This is a genomic window from Vulgatibacter incomptus, from assembly GCF_001263175.1.
Taxonomy (GTDB): domain Bacteria; phylum Myxococcota; class Myxococcia; order Myxococcales; family Vulgatibacteraceae; genus Vulgatibacter; species Vulgatibacter incomptus.
This window is the reverse complement of record NZ_CP012332.1, coordinates 2,460,703-2,480,019: the sequence shown is the minus strand read 5'-3', so window position 1 is coordinate 2,480,019 and position 19,317 is coordinate 2,460,703. Positions and strand designations below refer to the sequence as shown.

General features: G+C 68.8%; 11 protein-coding genes and 5 tRNA genes. 13 read left to right on the top strand and 3 right to left on the bottom strand.

Going from position 1 to position 19,317, the window contains the following annotated elements:
- Nucleotides 1-60: 60 nt before the first annotated feature.
- Nucleotides 61-3,387 carry a hypothetical protein gene (locus AKJ08_RS10240; protein WP_157370604.1) on the bottom strand — a complete coding sequence of 1,109 codons (3,327 nt, stop codon included), beginning with the start codon at nt 3,385-3,387 and terminating at the stop codon, nt 61-63.
- Nucleotides 3,388-3,705: 318 nt separating this feature from the next.
- Nucleotides 3,706-3,782: transfer RNA gene (locus tag AKJ08_RS10235), tRNA-Met, on the bottom strand.
- A 185-nt stretch (nt 3,783-3,967) separates the two neighbouring features.
- Here AKJ08_RS10235 and AKJ08_RS10230 point away from each other — a divergent pair.
- Nucleotides 3,968-5,296, top strand: a complete 1,329-nt coding sequence (locus tag AKJ08_RS10230; RefSeq protein ID WP_050725975.1) for a PhoH family protein — start codon at nt 3,968-3,970, stop codon at nt 5,294-5,296.
- Between the two features lie 73 nt (nt 5,297-5,369).
- Here the strand turns inward: AKJ08_RS10230 and AKJ08_RS10225 are convergent, their stop codons facing one another.
- Nucleotides 5,370-6,404: a diacylglycerol/lipid kinase family protein gene (locus tag AKJ08_RS10225; RefSeq protein WP_050725974.1), complete on the bottom strand. Its 1,035-nt coding sequence runs from the start codon at nt 6,402-6,404 to the stop codon at nt 5,370-5,372.
- A gap of 282 nt (nt 6,405-6,686) precedes the next feature.
- On the opposite strand from AKJ08_RS10225, the gene dnaK reads away from it, so the two are divergent.
- The 12 genes from dnaK (at nt 6,687) to tuf (ending at nt 19,229) form a co-directional block, all read left to right on the top strand.
- Complete coding sequence (dnaK, locus tag AKJ08_RS10220; protein WP_050725973.1) at nt 6,687-8,570, top strand: molecular chaperone DnaK; 1,884 nt, start codon at nt 6,687-6,689, stop codon at nt 8,568-8,570.
- A gap of 57 nt (nt 8,571-8,627) precedes the next feature.
- Nucleotides 8,628-10,646, top strand: coding sequence for a BamA/OMP85 family outer membrane protein (locus AKJ08_RS10215; protein WP_082343034.1), 2,019 nt, complete (start codon nt 8,628-8,630; stop codon nt 10,644-10,646).
- A gap of 2 nt (nt 10,647-10,648) precedes the next feature.
- On the top strand, nt 10,649-13,351 hold the full coding sequence (locus AKJ08_RS19795) for a hypothetical protein (RefSeq protein ID WP_169788799.1): 2,703 nt from the start codon (nt 10,649-10,651) through the stop codon (nt 13,349-13,351).
- Nucleotides 13,330-15,180: a translocation/assembly module TamB domain-containing protein gene (locus AKJ08_RS18650; RefSeq protein ID WP_169788798.1), complete on the top strand. Its 1,851-nt coding sequence runs from the start codon at nt 13,330-13,332 to the stop codon at nt 15,178-15,180. The genes AKJ08_RS19795 and AKJ08_RS18650 overlap by 22 nt, the downstream gene beginning before the upstream one ends.
- A 25-nt stretch (nt 15,181-15,205) precedes the next feature.
- Complete coding sequence (locus AKJ08_RS10205; protein ID WP_240475290.1) at nt 15,206-16,198, top strand: ATP-grasp domain-containing protein; 993 nt, start codon at nt 15,206-15,208, stop codon at nt 16,196-16,198.
- 62 nt (nt 16,199-16,260) lie between these two features.
- Nucleotides 16,261-16,719, top strand: coding sequence for a hypothetical protein (locus tag AKJ08_RS19280; protein ID WP_050725970.1), 459 nt, complete (start codon nt 16,261-16,263; stop codon nt 16,717-16,719).
- Nucleotides 16,719-17,462 carry a 23S rRNA (guanosine(2251)-2'-O)-methyltransferase RlmB gene (gene rlmB / locus AKJ08_RS10195; RefSeq protein ID WP_050725969.1) on the top strand — a complete coding sequence of 248 codons (744 nt, stop codon included), beginning with the start codon at nt 16,719-16,721 and terminating at the stop codon, nt 17,460-17,462. Before AKJ08_RS19280 ends, rlmB begins: the two co-directional genes overlap by 1 nt.
- Before the next feature lie 151 nt (nt 17,463-17,613).
- Nucleotides 17,614-17,689 (top strand) — tRNA-Thr (locus tag AKJ08_RS10190).
- Between the two features lie 24 nt (nt 17,690-17,713).
- A tRNA-Tyr gene (locus AKJ08_RS10185) sits at nt 17,714-17,799 on the top strand.
- Nucleotides 17,800-17,839: 40 nt separating this feature from the next.
- A tRNA-Gly gene (locus AKJ08_RS10180) sits at nt 17,840-17,915 on the top strand.
- Between the two features lie 13 nt (nt 17,916-17,928).
- A tRNA-Thr gene (locus AKJ08_RS10175) sits at nt 17,929-18,004 on the top strand.
- A 34-nt stretch (nt 18,005-18,038) separates the two neighbouring features.
- Nucleotides 18,039-19,229: an elongation factor Tu gene (gene tuf, locus AKJ08_RS10170; RefSeq protein WP_050725882.1), complete on the top strand. Its 1,191-nt coding sequence runs from the start codon at nt 18,039-18,041 to the stop codon at nt 19,227-19,229.
- The last annotated feature ends 88 nt before the right edge of the window (nt 19,230-19,317 follow it).

Genomic DNA, 19,317 nt, shown 5'->3' with positions numbered 1-19,317 from the left:
TGGCAGCAGCCGTTGGTCGGGATGGTTGGGCTCCGGTGCACGTGCCGCGGGCCCGTCGAATCAGGGCCGGGCCCCCGGGGGCGGAGCCTCGCCGTACCAGTCGACGCTCCAGCAGATCAGCTTCCCTTGGGTGCTCACGCCGCATGTTTTGGATAGGTTCACGCTGAGAGAGGAGAAGGTCTCGGTTGGCGTCGGGATGTTCAGCTGTCCGTAGAAGTTGGAGCCCCAGCAGCTCACGGTGCCGTTTACGCGAAGGCCGCAGGAGTGCGAATGTCCCACGTCGACGCGGGTGTAGAGCTCCGCGGAGGGTGTGGTCGGCGCTTCGCCATCGGTGTTGAAGCTGCCCCAGCAAACGACCTTCCCATCCGTTCGAACGCCGCACGAGTGGTGACCGCCCGCGGCCACGCTCGTGAAGGTGTCGGCGCTCGGCCCGCTGGGCGCGACCCCGAACCAATTGTTTCCCCAGCAGACCACCTTCCCATCCACTCGCACGCCGCATGTGGATTCCGGGGCGCAGCTCACGCTGGTGAACGAGTCGGCGGAGGGCCCAGGCGGCGCCTGGCCATAGTTGTTGAACCCCCAGCAAAGCACCTTGCCGTCGGAGCGTACGCCACAGGCATGCGCGGCCCCGGCTGAGATGCTCGTGAACGTGTCAGCGGAGGGCGCCGTGGGGGCTTGGCCTTCTTCGTCGCGGCCCCAGCAGACGATTCGACCGTCGGTGCGCAATCCGCACCCAAAGCCGGTACCCACGGCGATCGACGTGAACCTGCCGGTCGGAAGCGCCCAGTCACTCGACACATGCCCCCAGCAAACGAGCGTCCCGTCCTTACGGATCCCGCAGTTGGACGAGACCGAGGAGAGCACGTCCGTCACGGGCAATACAGGCGCCGCTCCTACGACATTCGCGCCCCAGCACTGCACCTTCCCATCGATCCGCACGGCGCAGGTGGAAGGGCCGAACGCGCTCACGTCCAGGAACGAGTCCACGCTCGGCCCTGGGGGAGCCTGGCCTACCTGGTTCAATCCCACACAGACCAGCTTTCCGCTTTGGAGGATTCCGCAGGTGTGGGAGTCCCCGGAGGCCACCACGGAGTAGATCTCGGCCGAAGGGCCCGGCGGCGCTTGCCCGTTCAAGTTCTTGCCCCAGCAGCTCATCCGCCCGTCCTGGAGAAGTCCGCAGATGAAGTTGTCTCCGACGGCCACGCTGGAAAAGGTCAGCGGAGGCGGGGAATTCTGGCGGAAATAGTTGTCGCCCCAGCATCGGGCGGTTCCGAGCACGTCCACGACACAGAGGTTCGATTCGCCCAAGGATGCCGAGAGATAGGGTCCTTCCCGGTCCTGGGGATTGATGAGGTTTGGGTAATAGGGGAACCCGAAGCAATCCAGCACCCCGTCGGCGCGGATGCCACAGGTGGTGGTGTAGGTCGAGGCCACGGACAGCCAGGACTCGGTGGAGGGGCCTGGCGGCGCCTGTCCGTAACCGTTGTCGCCCCAGCAGAGCATTTTGCCGTCGCTCGCGCGAAGGCCGCAGCCATGGTGCCCGGAAGCGACGCTCGAGAAGACGTCCGCGGGCGGCACGATTGCGGATGGGCCTTCGTACTTCCATCCCCAGCAAGCGATCTTCCCGTCGGTTCGAATCCCGCAACTGTTGGATGAGCCCACGGAGACGGTGATGTAGCCGTGGGCTTTGCCCCGGACCGGCACGGAGACACCCTCGGCGCCTTCCGTAAGAAGTCGCGCACGATAGAACCGCGACTCGGCGGTCGACGCATCCAAGTCGACGGAAGAGCTGAAGACAGCGTCGGGGAGATCGGCGTAGTCGTCGTCGGAATCCCCGGCGGAGCGCTGCCACTGGACCTCGAGTGTCGAGCCGATCTTGCGGATTCCAGAGACGGGCGCGGAGCCGGGGCCGACATAGGTCGCCGTCAGGGCGCGGACCCGGAATTGACTCGGAGACGGCGGCACGATGTTCGGCTGTCCATCGAGGCTCACCTCGACGAAGCCCAGCACCCGATCCGAGACGAGGGTGGAGGTGACCTGGATCGTCCCACGAGGCCCGTCGTCGTCCTCGAAGGAGGTCTCGGTCCCCACGGGGATCCAGGGGTCTCCGTCACGCTGGAGCTCGTAGCCGGTCACGGTCGGGGCGCTTCGGCCACCGATGAGGACGTTGGAACGTGCGTCCCTGCCGATGTTCGTTGTCGCCACGACGCGGTAGTCGTGGACCGTTCCCGAAGACGTCGGCGGCGGGGACCACTGGACTCGGATTGGATCGGCCGTACCGTCGCTGGCGGTGACGTCCGAGGGCATGCCGAGCCATCCCGCTTCCGCGTTGGAATCGACCACGAACCTCGCTTCCGGCGGGAGCACGGCCAGCTCAAGGCCGTCGCGCTCGACGCGGAATCCCGTCACCGAGGGCGCTGCTCGCGACGCCTCGACGGACGCTACAGGGAGCGTCTGCCCCTCTCCCGAGGCCAGCAGTGCGTAGGCGTGGGTGGAGCCGCCGTGGGTGGCAGGGAGGGTCCAGCCGAGCGCAACCGCATCCTCCCGCCCGTCCAAGGTCAGAAGAGGCGCTCCGGCGGAGCCCGCTGCTGCTCCGGCGTCGTCGAACGAGATAGCCGCGGCTGGCAGCGTCGCAATCGTCCCTCCGTCCCGGGTGATCTCGAAGCCTGCCGCGACAGGGGCGGGACGGGAAGCGGACGCCGCCTCGGAGTCCGGTCCCTCCCCAAAGGCCGTGAAGGCGCGGACCACGAAGGAATGCCGAAAGCCCGGGATCGAGGACGGCGCCTTCCAGCGAAGGCGGACCGCATCCGCGTCTCCTCTGGCGGAGAGCTCCGCCTCGCCGAATCGTCCCGGTGTCGAGCTGGCGTCGTCGAAGGTCAGGGTCGTGGTCTCCGCGATCGAGTCGCCGTCGCGGCACACCCGGTATCCGCCTTCGGCCGGAGCGGTGCGCAAGCCCTTCGCTTCGTTCGAGGCCAGCTTTACGTCATCGTCGTAGGTCGCCAGGACTCGATAGGCGTATTCCCTTCCGTCCCGCCGGGCGGATGCGCTCCAGCTCAGCCGGATGGCGTTCGGCTGTGCCTCTGCACGAAGGTCCGTGGGCGCCTCCCACGCGCCTGGCTCCGCGCTCTCGTCCTCGAATGCGGTCGCGTCGCCCGGCAGGGTCGCCAACTCGGCCCCGTCCCTCTCCACGGTCAAGGCGGTGGGCCTTGCGCCGTCCGTCAGGCTCCAGGTGAGCGCGAGCAGGTCTGCGCGATCGCGGCTGGCCTGCAGCTGCTCAGGGGAGGCCCGGGCCGTATCGTAGACCCTCACGAGCTTGTCGGACGTCCCACACCCCGAGGCAAAGATGGCCGCCACGGCGATCGCGGCGACCGCCGCCGCGATGGGCACGGACCTCCCGTGCCTCCGGATCAAACGGCTGGATGAAGCCGCGAAGCTCGACATGATTCAGCCCCCCTTCGTTCGCTGGGAGACTAGCCGCGCGCGATTCCGCCATCAATCGGCGAAATCGCCCATTCAGGGATCCAAATCAGCCGAAATTTCAATGGTTTGCGTTCCAATCGAAACGCAGCCCCAGACCGTCACATCGTCTTCCGACGGTCTTCTCCGAACCTCGGAGAGAACCTGGCCGAGTCGAAGACGGATCGATGGGGCCTACGATGGGCAAAAAAAAGCGCCGGCTCAGATATCTGAGCCGGCGCTTTTGGTTGGTTGCGGGGCCAGGATTTGAACCTGGGACCTTCGGGTTATGAGCCCGACGAGCTACCTGGCTGCTCCACCCCGCGACAAGGTGAGGGCGTTCTACGGTAGGACCCCTCGGGTGTCAACGAGAATCCGCGCAATTTTTCGCGCCTTCGCGGGCCCCGTCTTTCGCCGCGCGATTCGAGGCGCGCGGCGGGAGCACCTGCGTTACGATCCCACCCGAAGCAAGGCGGTCGGCTCGGTCACCCAAGGGAACCCAAGGCGGCGCATGCAGAAGAACTTCGTCCTCGACACCAACGTCCTGCTGCACGACCCGCGCTCGCTCCTCGCGTTCGGCGACAACCACGTGGTGGTGCCGATCTACGTGATCGAGGAGATCGACCAGTTCAAGCGCGACCTCTCCGAGCTCGGGCGCAACGCCCGCCAGATCGCGCGGAAGCTCGACCAGTTCCGCGTCGCCGGCAACCTCGGCGAGGGCGTGCCCCTCGAGAACGGCGGCACGCTGCGGGTGCTCTTCTCGCAGCGGGTCCCGGGCCACGAGATCGCCGACGGCTCGGTGATGGACAACCGGATCCTCTCGGTGGCCCTGGACCTTCGGGAGAGGGAGCCGGAGCGGCCCACGGTCTTCGTGACCAAGGACGCGAACCTCCGGATCCGCGCCGATGCCCTTGGCCTGACCGCGGAGGACTTCGACGCGGAGAAGGTGGAGATCGAGGAGGTCTACTCGGGCGTCACCGAGGTCCAGATCCCACCGCCGCTCCTCGACGCCTTCTATGCCCAGGGGGAGGCGGCGCTCCCAGATGGGGAGCCCGACGAGCCGGCTCGCCCTCCCAACGAGTTCGTCGTGCTACGGGACGAGGCGCAGCCGAGCCGCTCGGCCGTGGGGCGCTGGGCGGCGGAGAAGCGCCGCGTGGTGCCGGTGCTGAAGGTGCAGAAGGAGGGCGTCTGGGGGATCCGCCCGCGCAACAAGGAGCAGAGCTTCGCCATCGACCTCCTGCTCAACGACGACATCAAGCTCGTGACGCTGGTGGGCAAGGCCGGCACGGGCAAGACGCTCCTCGCCATCGCCGCCGGGCTCTCGAAGACGATGGAGGAGGGCGTCTACCACAAGCTCCTGGTGAGCCGGCCCGTCTTCCCGCTGGGCCGCGACATCGGCTATCTGCCGGGTAGCGTCGAGGAGAAGCTCAACCCCTGGATGCAGCCGATCTTCGACAACGTCGAGTTCCTGATGAATCTGAGCCGGGCGGAGAAGAAGGCCGGCCGCGGCTACCACGAGCTCATCGACCTGGGGATCCTCTCGATCGAGCCGCTGACCTACATCCGCGGCCGCTCGATCCCGGGCCAGTTCATCATCGTGGACGAGGCCCAGAACCTCACGCCACACGAGGTGAAGACGATCGTCACACGCTCGGGCGAGGGGACGAAGATCGTCCTCACGGGCGACCCGTACCAGATCGACAATCCCTACGTGGACTCGACGAACAACGGGCTGATCCACGTGGTCAACCGCTTCAAGGGCGAGAAGATCGCGGGCCACGTCACCCTGAGCAAGGGCGAGCGGAGCCCGCTCGCGGAGCTCGCCGCGAACCTGCTGTAGTCGACGGTCCGCACGCACGAAAAAGGGCCGAGGGAGATTCCCCCGGCCCTTCGCGCGCGACGTCGTGCCGACGTCAGTTGAACATCGAGTAGTCGACGAGCTCCACCTGCTTGGGCGCCAGGCCGAAGCGGATCTCCTCGCTGTAGCCCTCAGCGTCGCCGCCGATCTGCAGCGGGAGCTTCTCGTTGGACCGGACGATGAACTCCTCGACGTGGAAGTCGGAGATGTTCGGGTGCCGGAAGCGGCCCTTCCAGATCGAGCCCAGGTGGGTGACGATCGTCATCGGGTTCACGTTGGTGATCCGGAGCTGCATGCGGCCCGGCACCATCCCGGCGAAGGGGAACATCTTGAAGTTGAAGCCGTAGAACGGAACGGTCGAAGCCGCGCAGACCTGGGCGGGACCGCGGAAGAGCACGTCGCCGGGGCCGAACTCGCGAATCGGCCGGCCGTCGGGGCCCAGGAGGGCGGCGTGGCCGTTGCCGTTGACGACCTCGATCTCGGGCATCTTCCGGTTGACGAGGTTGTGGGGCAGGGTGCGGGTGGCGGCCGCGATGGCGTAGCCGGGGGCGCCGGAGGCGAGCTTCTTGAGCGGGCCGTTGCCGAAGCGGCGCTTCACGGCGCCGTAGTCGTTGAGGATGGCGGCGTCGAGGCCCACGCCGGCGAAGGGCGTGGCGCGACCGTTCGCCTGGATCAGGTCGATCCGCTTCACGCAGGGGACCTCTCCGGCCCGGGCTCGGAGCACGTCGTCCAGGATCCCCTGGCCTGCGGTGGCGCCGACCATGCCGGCGAGGGCGTTGCCGGTGCCCAGCTTGAGGACGCCGAAGCGGGGGGTGGGGAGCGCCGAGCCGCGGAGGAAGTCCAGGATCTCGGTGACGAAGGAGACGAAGGTGCCATCTCCCCCGCCCGTGAATACCGTCCGGTACTGCCGATCGACGACGGTGCGGGCGATGGTGCGGGCTTCGCTCGTGCAGCGCGAGAAGAAGAGGTCGTCCTCGGGCACCACGTGGGAGAGGGCTCGATGCACCCGCTGGGAGACGCGCTTGGCGTTGGCGTTGAGAAGGACCGCCACCTTCGAGTCGGCGAGGGAGAGTGCGGCTGCCGGGTTCATCCGGGGGGCTCCGTTCCGGGGCGATGGGCCAGCGCGAGAGGTGTGAAGCGGATGATGCAGTGCGCCAGCCATTTGCCCGCTCGGCGACCTACGGTGCATCAGCCATGCCATACCTATGGGATCAAACCGGCAGAACCGAAAATTCCGAGGGGAATCCGGGGCCTGGGCGCGATAGGCCCCTTTCGGGTGTAGGTGGAATGCCTACGTTGATTGAGAAAGCAGGGTGGCAGGAACTGCGCACGCTTTTACGCACTGCGCCGTGAGCCAGGCGAGGGATCGAGCATGGGAAAGACCATCGGGATCGACCTCGGGACGACCAACTCGGTCGTGGCCGTGATGGAGGGTCGGGAGCCGACCGTGATCACCAACGAGGAGGGCTCGCGGACCACGCCCTCGGTGGTGGCCTACACCAAAGGGGGCGAGCGCCTGGTGGGCCAGGTAGCCAAGCGGCAGGCGATCACCAACCCGGAGCACACGGTCTACTCGATCAAGCGCTTCATGGGGCGGCGGTACGACGAGGTCGAGCAGGAGGTGCACCTCGTGCCCTTCCACGTGGAGAAGGGACCCCACGGCGACGCCCGCGTCCGCATCGACGACAAGCTGATCTCGCCGCCGGAGATCTCCGCCCAGATCCTGATGAAGCTCAAGAGGGCCGCCGAGACCTACCTCGGCGAGACGGTGACGGACGCGGTGATCACCGTGCCCGCCTACTTCAACGACGCCCAGCGCCAGGCCACCAAGGACGCCGGCAAGATCGCCGGCCTCGACGTGAAGCGGATCGTGAACGAGCCGACCGCCGCCGCTCTCGCCTACGGCCTGGACAAAAAGAAGAACGAGAAGGTCGCGGTCTACGACTTCGGCGGCGGCACCTTCGACATCTCGATCCTCGAGGTGGGCGAGAGCGTGGTCGAGGTCCTCGCGTCCAAGGGCGACACGCACCTGGGCGGCGACAACATCGATCAGCGGATCATGGACTGGCTGATCGCGGAGTTCAAAAAGGAGTCGGGGATCGACGTCTCGAAGGACAAGATGGTCCTCCAGCGCTTGAAGGAGGGCGCCGAGCGGGCGAAGATCGAGCTCTCCTCCACCCTCGAGACGGAGGTCAACCTCCCGTTCCTCACCGCCGATCAGACCGGCCCCAAGCACCTGCTGATCAAGCTCTCCCGGGCCCGGCTCGAGGGGATGATCTCGGACCTCGTGGATCGCTCCATGGCCCCGGTCCGGAACTGCCTCGAGGACGCGGGCCTGAAGCCCGACGAGGTCGACGAGGTGGTGCTGGTGGGCGGCTCCACCCGGATCCCGATGGTGCAGCAGGCCGTGAAGCGCTTCTTCGGCAAGGAGCCGAACCGGAGCGTGAACCCCGACGAGGTGGTCGCCGTCGGCGCCGCGGTGCAGGCGGGCGTCCTGGGCGGCGAGGTCCGCGATCTGCTGCTCCTCGACGTGACGCCGCTCTCCCTCGGCGTGGAGACCCTCGGCGGCGTGATGACGAAGCTCATCGACCGCAACACCACCATCCCGGCGAAGCGCACCGAGACCTTCTCCACCGCCGCCGACGATCAGTCGTCGGTGGAGATCCACGTCCTTCAGGGCGAGCGCGAGCTGGCGAAGGACAACCGCACCCTCGGCCGATTCCATCTCGACGGCCTCCCGCCCGCCCCCAGGGGCGTGCCCCAGATCGAGGTGACCTTCGACATCGACGCGAACGGCATCCTCCACGTGGGCGCCAAGGACAAGGCCACGACCAAGGAGCAGAAGATCACGATCACCCAGTCCTCCGGCCTCCAGAAGGACGAGGTGGACAAGATGGTGTCCGACGCCCGCTCCCACGAGTCGGAGGACAAGGAGCGGCGCGCGAAGATCGAGGAGCGCAACAAGGCCGATACGCTCGCCTATCAGGCGGAGAAGCTCGTGCGGGAGAACGAGGCGAAGCTCTCGGCCGGGGCGCGCGAGTCGGTCGAGACCGCCGTGAAGAAGGTGAACGAGAAGAAGGAGGCCCCGATCGGCGAGCTGCGCGAGGCCCTCAAGGAGCTGGAGACGGCCACGCACAAGGCGGCGGAGGAGCTCTACCGCGCGGCGGCACCGTCCGAAGAGGCGCCGGAGGGCGGCGAGAAGAAGCGCGAGGACGAGGAAGAGGTCGTCGACGCCGAGTTCCGCGAGTCGCCCTGAGGTCGTGACCGGCGCCGAGGATCCCTCCAGGGCTCTTCGTGCGCAGCTTGCGGGGGAATGCGCCCGCCCGCCCGCTTCGTCGCCGTCGCACTACTGCTAGGCGCGGGATGCGCGACGACGAATGCGGCGGGCCAGGCTCCCGAGCCCACCGGCCCCCGGATCACCTCGGTGGAGATCCGGGGCAACCAGACGGTGTCCTCCGGCCTCATCGAGGGGCGGATCGGCACCCGCGCGAGCAACCGCTTCCTCTTCTTCGGCTCCAACCGCTATGTCGATCGCGGCGTGATCGACGCGGACGTCGGCCGGATCCGGGACATCTACGAGAAGGCGGGCTTCTGGGCGGCGACGGTCTCCGCCGAGGTGATCGCCGAGAAGGACGACGAGGCCCGCGTCCGTTTCCACGTAGAGGAGGGGCGTCCCACCATCGTCCGCTCGCTGCTGGTGGACGGGATGGAGCAGCTGCCCGACGCCGTCCGCGCGCGGACCCTCGACAGCGCGCCCCTGGTCGCAGGGGCGCGCTACACCGCCCTGGAATACGACGCGCTCAAGGACCAGATCCTGATGCGGCTTCGGGGGCAGAGCTACGCCACGGCCAGAGTGAGCGGCCGCGCCGAGGTCTCTCCCGAAGAGGGCAGCGCGGACCTGGTGATCGAGGTCGAGCCCGGACCGAGCTATCGCTTCGGCGAGCTCGAGGTCGAAGGAAATCTGCTCGTCCCGTCCCGCAAGATCGAGAAGGCGGCGAAGGTGGTGTTGCAGCCGGGCGATCCCTACGACCCGGAGACGCTCTCCGAAGCGGAGCAGGAGGTCTTCGCCCTCGGCGCCTTCTCGTCGAGCGTGGCGGTCGGCGGCGTCCCGGATCCGGAGACGGCTCGGATCCCGGCGAGGCTGGTGGTGAGCGAGGCCGACGCCATGCGGATCCGCGCCGGCGCAGGGGTCGGGATCGAGCAGGGCTTCCAGCAGGTCCGCGGCCTGCTGGACTTCACCCACTTGAGCATCTTCGGCGGCCTCCAGCGGCTGAATCTGCGCAACGACATCGCGTACCGCTTTCTCTTCGCCGAGCACGCGTCGGGCTTCGCCGGGCGCTCCATCGCGGAGCTCACCCAGCCCGATCTCATCGGCCCCCGGACCGATCTCGCCCTGCGCTTCGGCTACGAGCGTCAGCTCACCCAGTCGTATACGTCGCAGTCGCTGGTCGCGCGGATCGGGACTCCGATCCGGGTGCGCCGGTGGCTGTACATCACGCCCAGTTACAGCCTCGAGCGCTTCTTCAACGTCCAGGTCTTCGATCAGGAGCAGCTCGCCCGGACCGAGGCGAGGACCCTGACGCCTCTCGTCGACTGCCCCGACGGCTGTACCTTCTCGTACCTCGAGCAGCGCCTCGTCGCCGATCGCCGCAACAGCCCGCTGGAGCCGACGTCCGGCTGGTACGCGTCGCTCGACCTGCAGGAGGGAGGCGGCCCGCTGGGCGGGAGCTTCGATTGGATACGGATCGCCCCGGAGGCGCGCTGGTACGCGCCCATCTTCCCGAATCTGATCTTCGCCACCCGCCTCGAGCTCGGTTACTTGCAGCCGCTCTCCACTCCAGAGGGCTGCACCCAGTCGCCGGACGACAGCTTCTCGCAGAGCTTTCGATGCTCGCCGATCGTGATCCGCTTCTTCGGCGGTGGCTCCAACGCCTTTCGCGGGCTCGGAGCCGGGAGGCTCGCGCCCCAGGAGGCCGTGGAGGTGAAGAACGGCAACGGGAAGACCACGACGATCTTCATTCCGCTGGGCGGAAACTCGAGCGTCTTGGCCACGGCGGAGCTGCGCTGGTTCTTCGCCGAGAACTTGACGAGCGCGTTCTTCGTCGACGCCGCCAACGTGGCCGCCGGCTCCCTCGAGGCCTTCGACCTCTCGGCCCTCCAATACGCCGCCGGGGTCGGGATCCGCTATCGATCGCCCATCGGTCCCGCCCGCCTCGACGTCGGCTACCGCTTCCTGCGCAGGCCGCTCGTGGTGGTCAACGACGTGCACCGCTTCGAGACCAACTTCTTCGACTGGTTCGCGGTCTTCCTCGCGATCGGCGAGGCCTTCTAGCGATGCGGTGGCTTTTGCGCGCCGCGGCGGCGATCGCGTTCGTGCTGGCCGGGGCGATCGCGCTCGTGTGCGCGTTCGCGGCCTTCCTCGTGTCGCCCTGGGGAGAGCGGCGCCTCGCCCATGAAGCGGAGAGGCGGATCTCGTCGGCCATCGCCGGCGAGGTCCGGATCGGCCGACTCGCGCCCGCGGGCCTCGGGGCCATCCGGATCGAGCGGGTGATGATCGAGGATCCGGAAGGGAACCCGGTGATCGCCGCGGACACGGTCGAGCTCCGGGTCGCCGTCCGTGACCTGCTCCACCGTTTGCTTCACGTCGAGAAGCTGGTGATCGTCGGCGGCCTGGTGGAGGTCGCGGGATCGCCGGAGGGTGGCACGGCGATCGGGCGGGCGTTCGGACCGACGCAGCCGCATGAGCGGCGTCCCGCGAAGGGGGAACCGCCCCTTCCGCCTCTTCCGCCGATCCCGATCGTCTTGGAGTCTCTCCAGCTCCAGGACACCGCGTTTCGCTCCGCGCACACCCCCGGTGGGATGGCCGAGACGCTGGTGGACCGGATCGGCGTCGAGGTCTCCGGCTGGTGGAACGACGTGGGAACCCACGTCACGCTCGCGCTCCGCGGCAGTGCCCACCTCCCGGTCTCGGCGCCCCTCGACGTCCGGATCGGAGCCGACTTCGCGCACGGCATCCTCATCGCGGAGCCGGTCTCGGTGGAGCTGGGAACGACCCGCTTGCGGGTGCGGGGCGTCGGCGACATGCGACGGCTCGATGCGACGGTCCACGTGGATGGCGTCGCCGGGGTCGAGGAGGCCATCGCGGTCGGAGTCCCGCTCGCCGGGGACGTCCGCTTCGATGGCGACGTGGCTCATCAACCAGGAGTCGTTCTCATCAACACACGAGCCACCGTCCAGGACGCCGGCGCCTTGCGGATCCTCGGCGCGCTCCGACTCCCGGACACGGACTTCGCAGCACGGATCTCCTTCGCCGGCCTCGATCCTTCGCGGTGGATCCGGGGTGGCCCGGATGCGTCTCTCTCGGGCCACGCAACGATCGATGGGGGCCTGCGTCCGCTCCTGTTGCACACCGTGGCTCGGCTGGAGCCCGGGCGCGTGCTCGGCCAGGACTTCGGGGCCTCCCACGTCGACGGAGAGCTCGTCGCGGGTCCGCTCGTGCGAGTCTCCTCCTCGGAGATCGCGCTCCCCGGCGCCCAGGTCGCGCTCCGCGGCGAGCTCAGCCGGTCCCATGTCGAGCTCCAGGCCGACGTCGAGCTGCGGCGGATCGCGGCCACTCGACCCCTGGTGGAGCGCCTCGTGGGACGGCGTCTCTACGGCATCGATGGCTCCGGGCGGGCATCGGTCCGTGCAGTGGGTCCGCCGGAGAATCCGGAGTGGGACGCTCGCCTCGACCTCGACGCGCTCCGCTCCGATCTCGGTGACGCCCAGGCCCTCGCGCTCGCCCTGCACGGCAGGCTCGGCGCCGACGGGCTCCCCGTGCTTCGCGCGACCGGCTGCGTCGGCGAGCTGGAGATCCCGCTCGGCGGCAACTTCGACGGCGGCCGGCTCCGCGCGTCGGCGTTGGGGCTCTCCGCCTCGCGTGGCGAGGAGGGCGATTTCGGGGTTCGGGTGGAGTCGGCGAAGGCGGGCCTCGAGGGCCTCGAGGGCGCGCTGCGGATCCAGGCGACCGGCGTCCTTCGCAGGAGCGAGCTGCGGGTCGCTTGGAAGCCGATCGCCTTCCAGGGCGCGGACCTCGACCTGATCTCCCGCGGCGACCTCGCCATCGAGGCGGGCCGGGCACGAGGGCAGGGCGAGGTGGCGATCGGCGGAGTCGGTCTCGTGCGCGCGTCGTACGACGGCCCCGTCGCGCTGGCCGAGGCGCCGGGGACCTCGCCCATCGAGCTCGATCTCGTCGCGAGCCCCGTCGATCTCGCGTCGCTGGCCACGCTGGTGAAATGGAAGCTTCCCGCGGGGCGGCTTCGTCTGCGTGTTCGTGCCAGCGGCACCCTCGACGCGCCCGGCCTCGGGGTGGACGGCAGATTGACCCGCCTCCGGATCCCCATCGGCGTCGAGCACGCCCCGCTGGACGCCTGGTTTCACGCCGCTTCTCGCGACGGCTTCGCCGAGCTGGACGTGAACGTCCGCGGACGCTCGGGTGAGCTCCTGGAGCTGTCCGCCGCGGCGCCGGTCGATCTGCGCCGCCTGAGGCGCGCAGCCGGCGAGGAGGCACGGGCGATGCTTCGGTCCGAGCGCTTCCGCATCAGCGGCGAGGGCAGGGGGATCGACCTCGCCATGCTCGGGCCGATGCTCGGTCTCCCGGAGCTGGAGGGAGCCGCGTCCGCCAGGCTCGATCTCCACGGCCCTCTCGACGATCCCTCTGGCAGCGTCGATCTCGCTTTTCGAGGGGGCCCCTGGGGCCGGCAGCGGCGCTGTGGGCCGAGGCGACGATCCGGCTGGGCCATCGGGACACGCGGCTCGACGTCCGCGCGTCGCTCGACCCGGCGGCCCCGGGGGAGGCGACCGGTAGCGGTCCGATACGCCTCTCCCTCCACGTGGGAGCGTCGCCAGGCGAATTGCTCGAGCGGCGCCTCCCGCCAACGGCCCCCGTCGAGCTGGCCCTCGACCTCGGCAAGATCGACGTCGCGACCGCGACGCCCCGCTCCGAACGCTCGAGCTCCCTCCCCGGCGGGGAGCGCGTGGCGATCAGCGGCGAGATGAAGCGTGTGTCCGGAACGATCACTGGCAGTGCGAACTTCGCCGGCACCCTCGAGCGCGTCGAGGGACGGGCGGCCTTCGCCGCGGAGGGCGTCGTCTGGAACGGGACGGCCATCGGCGACGGCGAGCTCGCGATCGACGTGTCGGGTGGCGAGCTCGACACGCGCCTCGACGTCATCGACGCCGCCGCCGGAACCCTCGACGCGAGCTTTCACCTGGGGCCGGGATGGTCTCCTTACGGCCTCGTCGTCCACGGCCCGGGCTCGCTGCAAGGGATCGCGTCGAGAATGCAGGTGGAGGCGAGCGCCCTCTCTCTCGAGCCCCTCGCGAGCGCTCTCGGCGCCTTCCGCTCCGGCGGGATCCTCTCGCTCCACGCCAGCGCGGAGGCCCCGTTCCCGAGCCTTCGTCCGGAAGGCGCGCTCACCGTCGAGGATGGCTCGTTCGAGCTCCCGGGCGGCATCGTCTACGATCGGATCGCGGCGGAGGTGCGCTTCGATCCCGAGCGGATCGAGCTCTCCCGCCTGGACGCCCGAGGGCGGCGGGGGAGCCTCTCTGCGATCGGCAGCATCGGCGGCCCCGGCGGCCGTCCCTTCGAGGCCCTCGTCGAGTCCGCGGCGCGATCGATCGGCTTCCGGGCAGCAGCGCCGCCGGAGCCCGTCGAGCTCGAGCTCCGCGCCGATGCCCTGCCGGTGGGAGGAGCCGCAGGCACCGCTGCACGCATCTCGGGCTCCGGCCGGCTCTCCGGCGTCCTCGATCCCCGGACCGGCTTCGCGGGTACCTTCGACGCGTCGTCGGTGAAGATCGAGCTCCCCGAGCAGACGGGTGCCGACCTGCAGGTCGTCGGCCGGGATCCCGACGTGGTGATCGTCTCCGGCCCGGAAGCGAGCCGCCGCGCGAGGCAGCTCGCCGCTTCCGAGAGGAACCTCGCCTTTCCTGCGGAGCTTCGGGTCCGAACGCCCACCCGCGTCACGGTCGCGAGCGCCGATGTCTTCCTCGAGGCGGAGGCCGACGTGACCTTCCGCCGCCTCCCGGACGGCTCGATCGTCGCCACGGGGACCGCCAGGACCCTCGCGGGCTCGCTTCGCGTCCTTGGACGGCCGTTCGTGGTCGAGCACGCGATTGTGCGCTGGCTCGATGGCCCAGTGGACGATCCCCACCTGGACGTCACGGGGCGCTACGACGCACACGAAGCCGTCGCCTGGGGCGACGTGAGCGGCACGGCCAAGGACCCGACGATTCGCCTCCGATCCGAGCCGCCGATGACCGAGAGCCAGGTGGTCATGCTGATCCTCTCGGGAAGGAGCCAGCTCCCGGGAAGGCTGACCACACAGTTCGAGATCCCGGTCGAGCCCCAGGAGACACAGGTCCCAGGCGCTGCGGCCTCGGCGCTCAGCACGCTGCTCACGACGAAGGTGAGGCAAGCCCTCGGGCCGCGAATCCCGCTGCAGGTCCTCACCCTGGAGACGGGCGGGACCCAGACCCAGGTCGAGGCAGGTTCCTACGTGGCTCGGAACCTCTACCTCGGCTACGTGCGGACCTTCCTCCCCGAGCCAGGGGAGAACACGAACGAGCTCCGGGCGCAGTACGAGCTCTCGCGGACCATCGGCATCCAGTCGCGGATCGGGGACGCGGCCGCCGGAGGCGTCGACGTGATCTGGGAGAAGCAGATCGCGACTCCCGCGCAGCAGCGCGCCCGCAAGCGCGTCTCGGGCCAGCCGACGGAAGCGACTCCGGCGGAGCCGACGCCACCGAAGGCCGGCGTCCCGACGGCCCCGGAGCCCGGGCCGCCCGAATCGCCTCGAATCCCGAGCAATGCTCCCGCCGGCGACTGAGCTCCGGACGTGGTAGACGACGGAGATGCGCCGCGCGTCGCCGATCCGCCTGCTGATCCTCTCCCGATCCGCCTCGATCTACTCCACGAGGCGCCTCGTGGAAGCGGCGCGCGCCAGCGGGATCACGGTGCGTGTCCTCGATCCGGTCGACTGCGAGATGCACCTCGACGGAAAGCGCCCGCATCTCTACTACCGCCGCAAGCCAGTCCCCGCGGCGGACGTGGTGATCCCGCGGATCGCGCAGTCGATCGCGCCGTTCGGCCTCGCCGTGGTGAACCACCTCGCGCTCACCGGCGCGGTGCTGCTGAACGACGCCGAGTCGATCGCCCGGAGCCGCAACAAGATGCGCTCGCTCCAGCTCCTCGCCGGAAACGGCATCTGCGTGCCGCCCACGCTGATGGCCCGCGATCCCCGCGCCATCAAGGAGATGGTCCCGCTGGTGGGCGGAGTGCCCGTCCTGGTCAAGCTCCTCCAGGGCGGCGAGCGCCAGGGCGTGATGGTCTGCGAGACCATGCACTCGCTGGAGGCGGCCCTCGAGGCGATCCTCGGCCTGGGCCAGAACCTCGTGGTGCAGCAGTACGTCCAGGACGCGAAGGACAAGGACCTCCGCGCGCTGGTGGTGGGAGGGCGCGTCGTCTGTGCCGTCCGGCGAATCCCCAAGGTCGGGCGGATGCGTCGCACCCTGGGCAAGGGGGCGAAGTTCGAGCCCGTGAAGCTCCCCTCGCACTTCGTGCAGACGGCGGTCCGCGCTGCCCGCCTCATGGATCTCGAGCTGGCCGCCGTGGACATGCTCGATCACGAGGGGAGGGCGGAGGTCTTCGAGGTCCACAGCTCGCCGGGCCTCAAGGATCTCGAGGACGCCACGGGCCTCGACCTCGCCACGCCCATCGTCGAGCACGCCGCCCGCCTGGTCCGCCTGGGCCGGGCCGAGAAGCGAGCCCATCCGCCGCTACCCCAGCCGCCGCGGGCCGAGGAGCTGGGAGGCGAGGGGGCGCGGAAGGGGCGCAAGGCCCGGTAGCTCGGGCGCGCCAGAAAGCGAACGTCGCGCGGGCGGTCACGATTCGTTAGTATCCCGGTCCCATGCGATTCAATCGAACCCCCACGCTCCTGGCCTGCTCCCTCGCTCTCGCCGCGCTCCTCGCCGGCTGCAAGGACAAGGCGGCGGCCCCCTCGGAGCCGCCCGATCCCAAGACCCTCTACCGCGTCGAGACCAGCGCCGCGCCGATCGAAGTGAAGCAGGGCCAGAACGGGACGCTGCAGCTCGCGATCCGCCCCGTGGACGGCGCCCGAGTCAAGGCCGAGACGCCCTTCCGCGCCACCCTCGAGGCCTCCGGTCCGGTGACCCTCCCGAAGACGGAGCTCGCCTACGAGGACAGCGCCCGGGTGGAGAAGGAGGGTCCGGTCTTCGAGATCCCCTTCGCCGCCAAGGACGAAGCGGGGAAGGGCGCCATCGACGCCGACCTCACGTTCTTCGTCTGCGTGGCCGAAGCCTGCATGCGGACCACCGAGCAGGTCTCCGTAGCGGTCGTCGTCGACTGATGGCCTTCGTACACGGCGTCAATCCGGTGATCGAGCTGCTGCTCGCGCAGCCCGGCTCGATCGAGTGCATCTTCGTCGCCCAGGGCGCACGGGTCCACGACCTCGATCGGATCTACGAGCTCGCCCGTAACGCGGGCGTGCGGGTCGAGCAGCTCCCGCGTGAGCGCGTGGCCCGCCTCGCCGAGGGCGAGGTCCACCAGGGGATCGTGGCCGAGGTCCAGGAGGTCCGGTACGCGGAGCCCGAGGACCTGTTGGCGCTGGCCCACGGGCGCGGCGAGGTTCCGCTGCTGGTGGCCCTCGACCAGGTCCAGGATCCGGTCCACCTGGGTACCGCCCTTCGCGCCGCACACGCGCTGGGCGGCCACGGCGTGATCATTCCAAAGGATCGCGCAGTCGGCTTGACGCCGGCGGCGATCAAGGCGAGCGCAGGGGCATCCGCCCACCTGCCCGTGGCGCGGGCGACCAACCTGGCGCGCACCCTCGACGAGCTCAAGGAGGCCGGCGTCTGGATCATCGGAGCCGACCTCGACGCCGAGCCCTGCGACCGCGTGGACCTTCGCGGACCCGTCTGCCTGGTCATCGGGAGCGAGGGCAAGGGGATGCGCCCCCTCACGCGCCAGCGCTGCGATCGCCTGGTGACGATCCCGATGGGCGGCAAGGGCGCGAGCAGCCTCTCCGCCTCTTCCGCCGCGTCGATTCTGCTGTACGAGGTCGCACGGCAGCGCCGCGCGGCCGGGGCTTGATCCCTACGGACGGGATCGAGCGGTTTGGGACACTTTTCTCTCTTGACTTGGATCTGCCGTTCCCTTTACAAGCCCCACCGCACGCTGTTCGTGGGCAACCCCGCGTAACGGCAGAAGATGGTAGCGCTGTTGGCGGGGTTCGCCGAGCCGCGCTGGTGTAGCTCAGTTGGTAGAGCAGCCGCCTTGTAAGCGGCAGGTCGCGGGTTCGATCCCCGCCGCCAGCTCCATCGAAAATCGAATCGGGACTCCATGGAGGGGTACCCAAGCGGCCAAAGGGAGCAGACTGTAAATCTGCCGGCAACAGCCTACGAAGGTTCGAATCCTTCCCCCTCCACCAAAGTTTTCAAGCAGTATCCGCAGAACGCAGCACGACATATGCGGGAATAGCTCAGTTGGTAGAGCGTCAGCCTTCCAAGCTGAGGGTCGCGGGTTCGAGTCCCGTTTCCCGCTCCAATCTTCACCTGATGCCCTCGTAGCTCAGTCGGTAGAGCGCGTCCTTGGTAAGGACGAGGTCACCGGTTCAATCCCGGTCGAGGGCCCCAATTTCTCCGCAAGCAATCGGAATGGAGGCGGCAGATGTCCAAGGAAAAGTTCGAGCGCAAGAAGCCGCACGCGAACATCGGCACCATCGGGCACGTCGATCACGGCAAGACGACGCTGACCGCTGCGATCACCAAGGTTCTCTCGACCAAGGGCTTCGCCCAGGCGATGGACTACGGTTCGATCGACAAGGCTCCCGAGGAGCGCGAGCGCGGCATCACGATCTCCACCTCGCACGTCGAGTACGAGACCGAGAACCGCCACTACGCCCACGTGGACTGCCCGGGCCACGCCGACTACGTGAAGAACATGATCACGGGCGCGGCGCAGATGGACGGCGCGATCCTCGTGGTTTCGGCTGCTGACGGCCCGATGCCCCAGACTCGCGAGCACATCCTCCTCGCCCGCCAGGTCGGCGTCCCCTACATCGTCGTCTTCCTCAACAAGTGCGACATGGTGGACGACCCCGAGCTCCTCGAGCTGGTCGAGATGGAGGTCCGCGACCTCCTCACCGAGTACGACTTCCCCGGTGACAAGACCCCGATCGTCAAGGGCTCGGCGCTCAAGGGCCTCGAGGGTGACTCGGGCGAGCTCGGCGAGAAGGCGATCCTCCAGCTCATGTCCGAGGTCGACTCCTACATCCCGCAGCCCGAGCGTCAGATCGACAAGCCCTTCCTGATGCCGGTCGAGGACGTGTTCTCGATCTCGGGTCGTGGAACCGTGGTCACGGGTCGCGTCGAGCGCGGCCGGGTCAAGGTCGGCGAGGAGGTCGAGATCGTCGGCCTTCGCCCCACGCAGAAGACCGTGGTCACCGGCGTCGAGATGTTCCGCAAGCTCCTCGACGAGGGCATGGCGGGCGACAACATCGGCGCCCTGGTCCGCGGCCTGAAGCGCGAGGACGTGGAGCGCGGCCAGGTCATGGCGAAGCCCGGCTCGATCACGCCGCACAAGAAGTTCAAGGCGGAGATCTACGTGCTGACCAAGGAGGAAGGCGGTCGTCACACGCCGTTCTTCAAGGGCTACAAGCCGCAGTTCTACTTCCGGACCACGGACGTCACCGGCGCGGTGACCCTGCCCGAGGGGACGGAGATGGTCATGCCCGGTGACAACATCGGCGTGACGGTCGAGCTGCTCACCCCGATCGCGATGGAGAAGGAGCTCCGCTTCGCCATCCGAGAGGGTGGTCGGACGGTCGGCGCCGGCGTCGTGGCCGAGGTCATCGAATAACGAAATAGCGCCCTGCGGCGCGAATGCGCTGAGGGGGCACGATGTTGTTCCAACCGCCCGGGGCCCCATGCGGGTTTCCGGGCGGCTT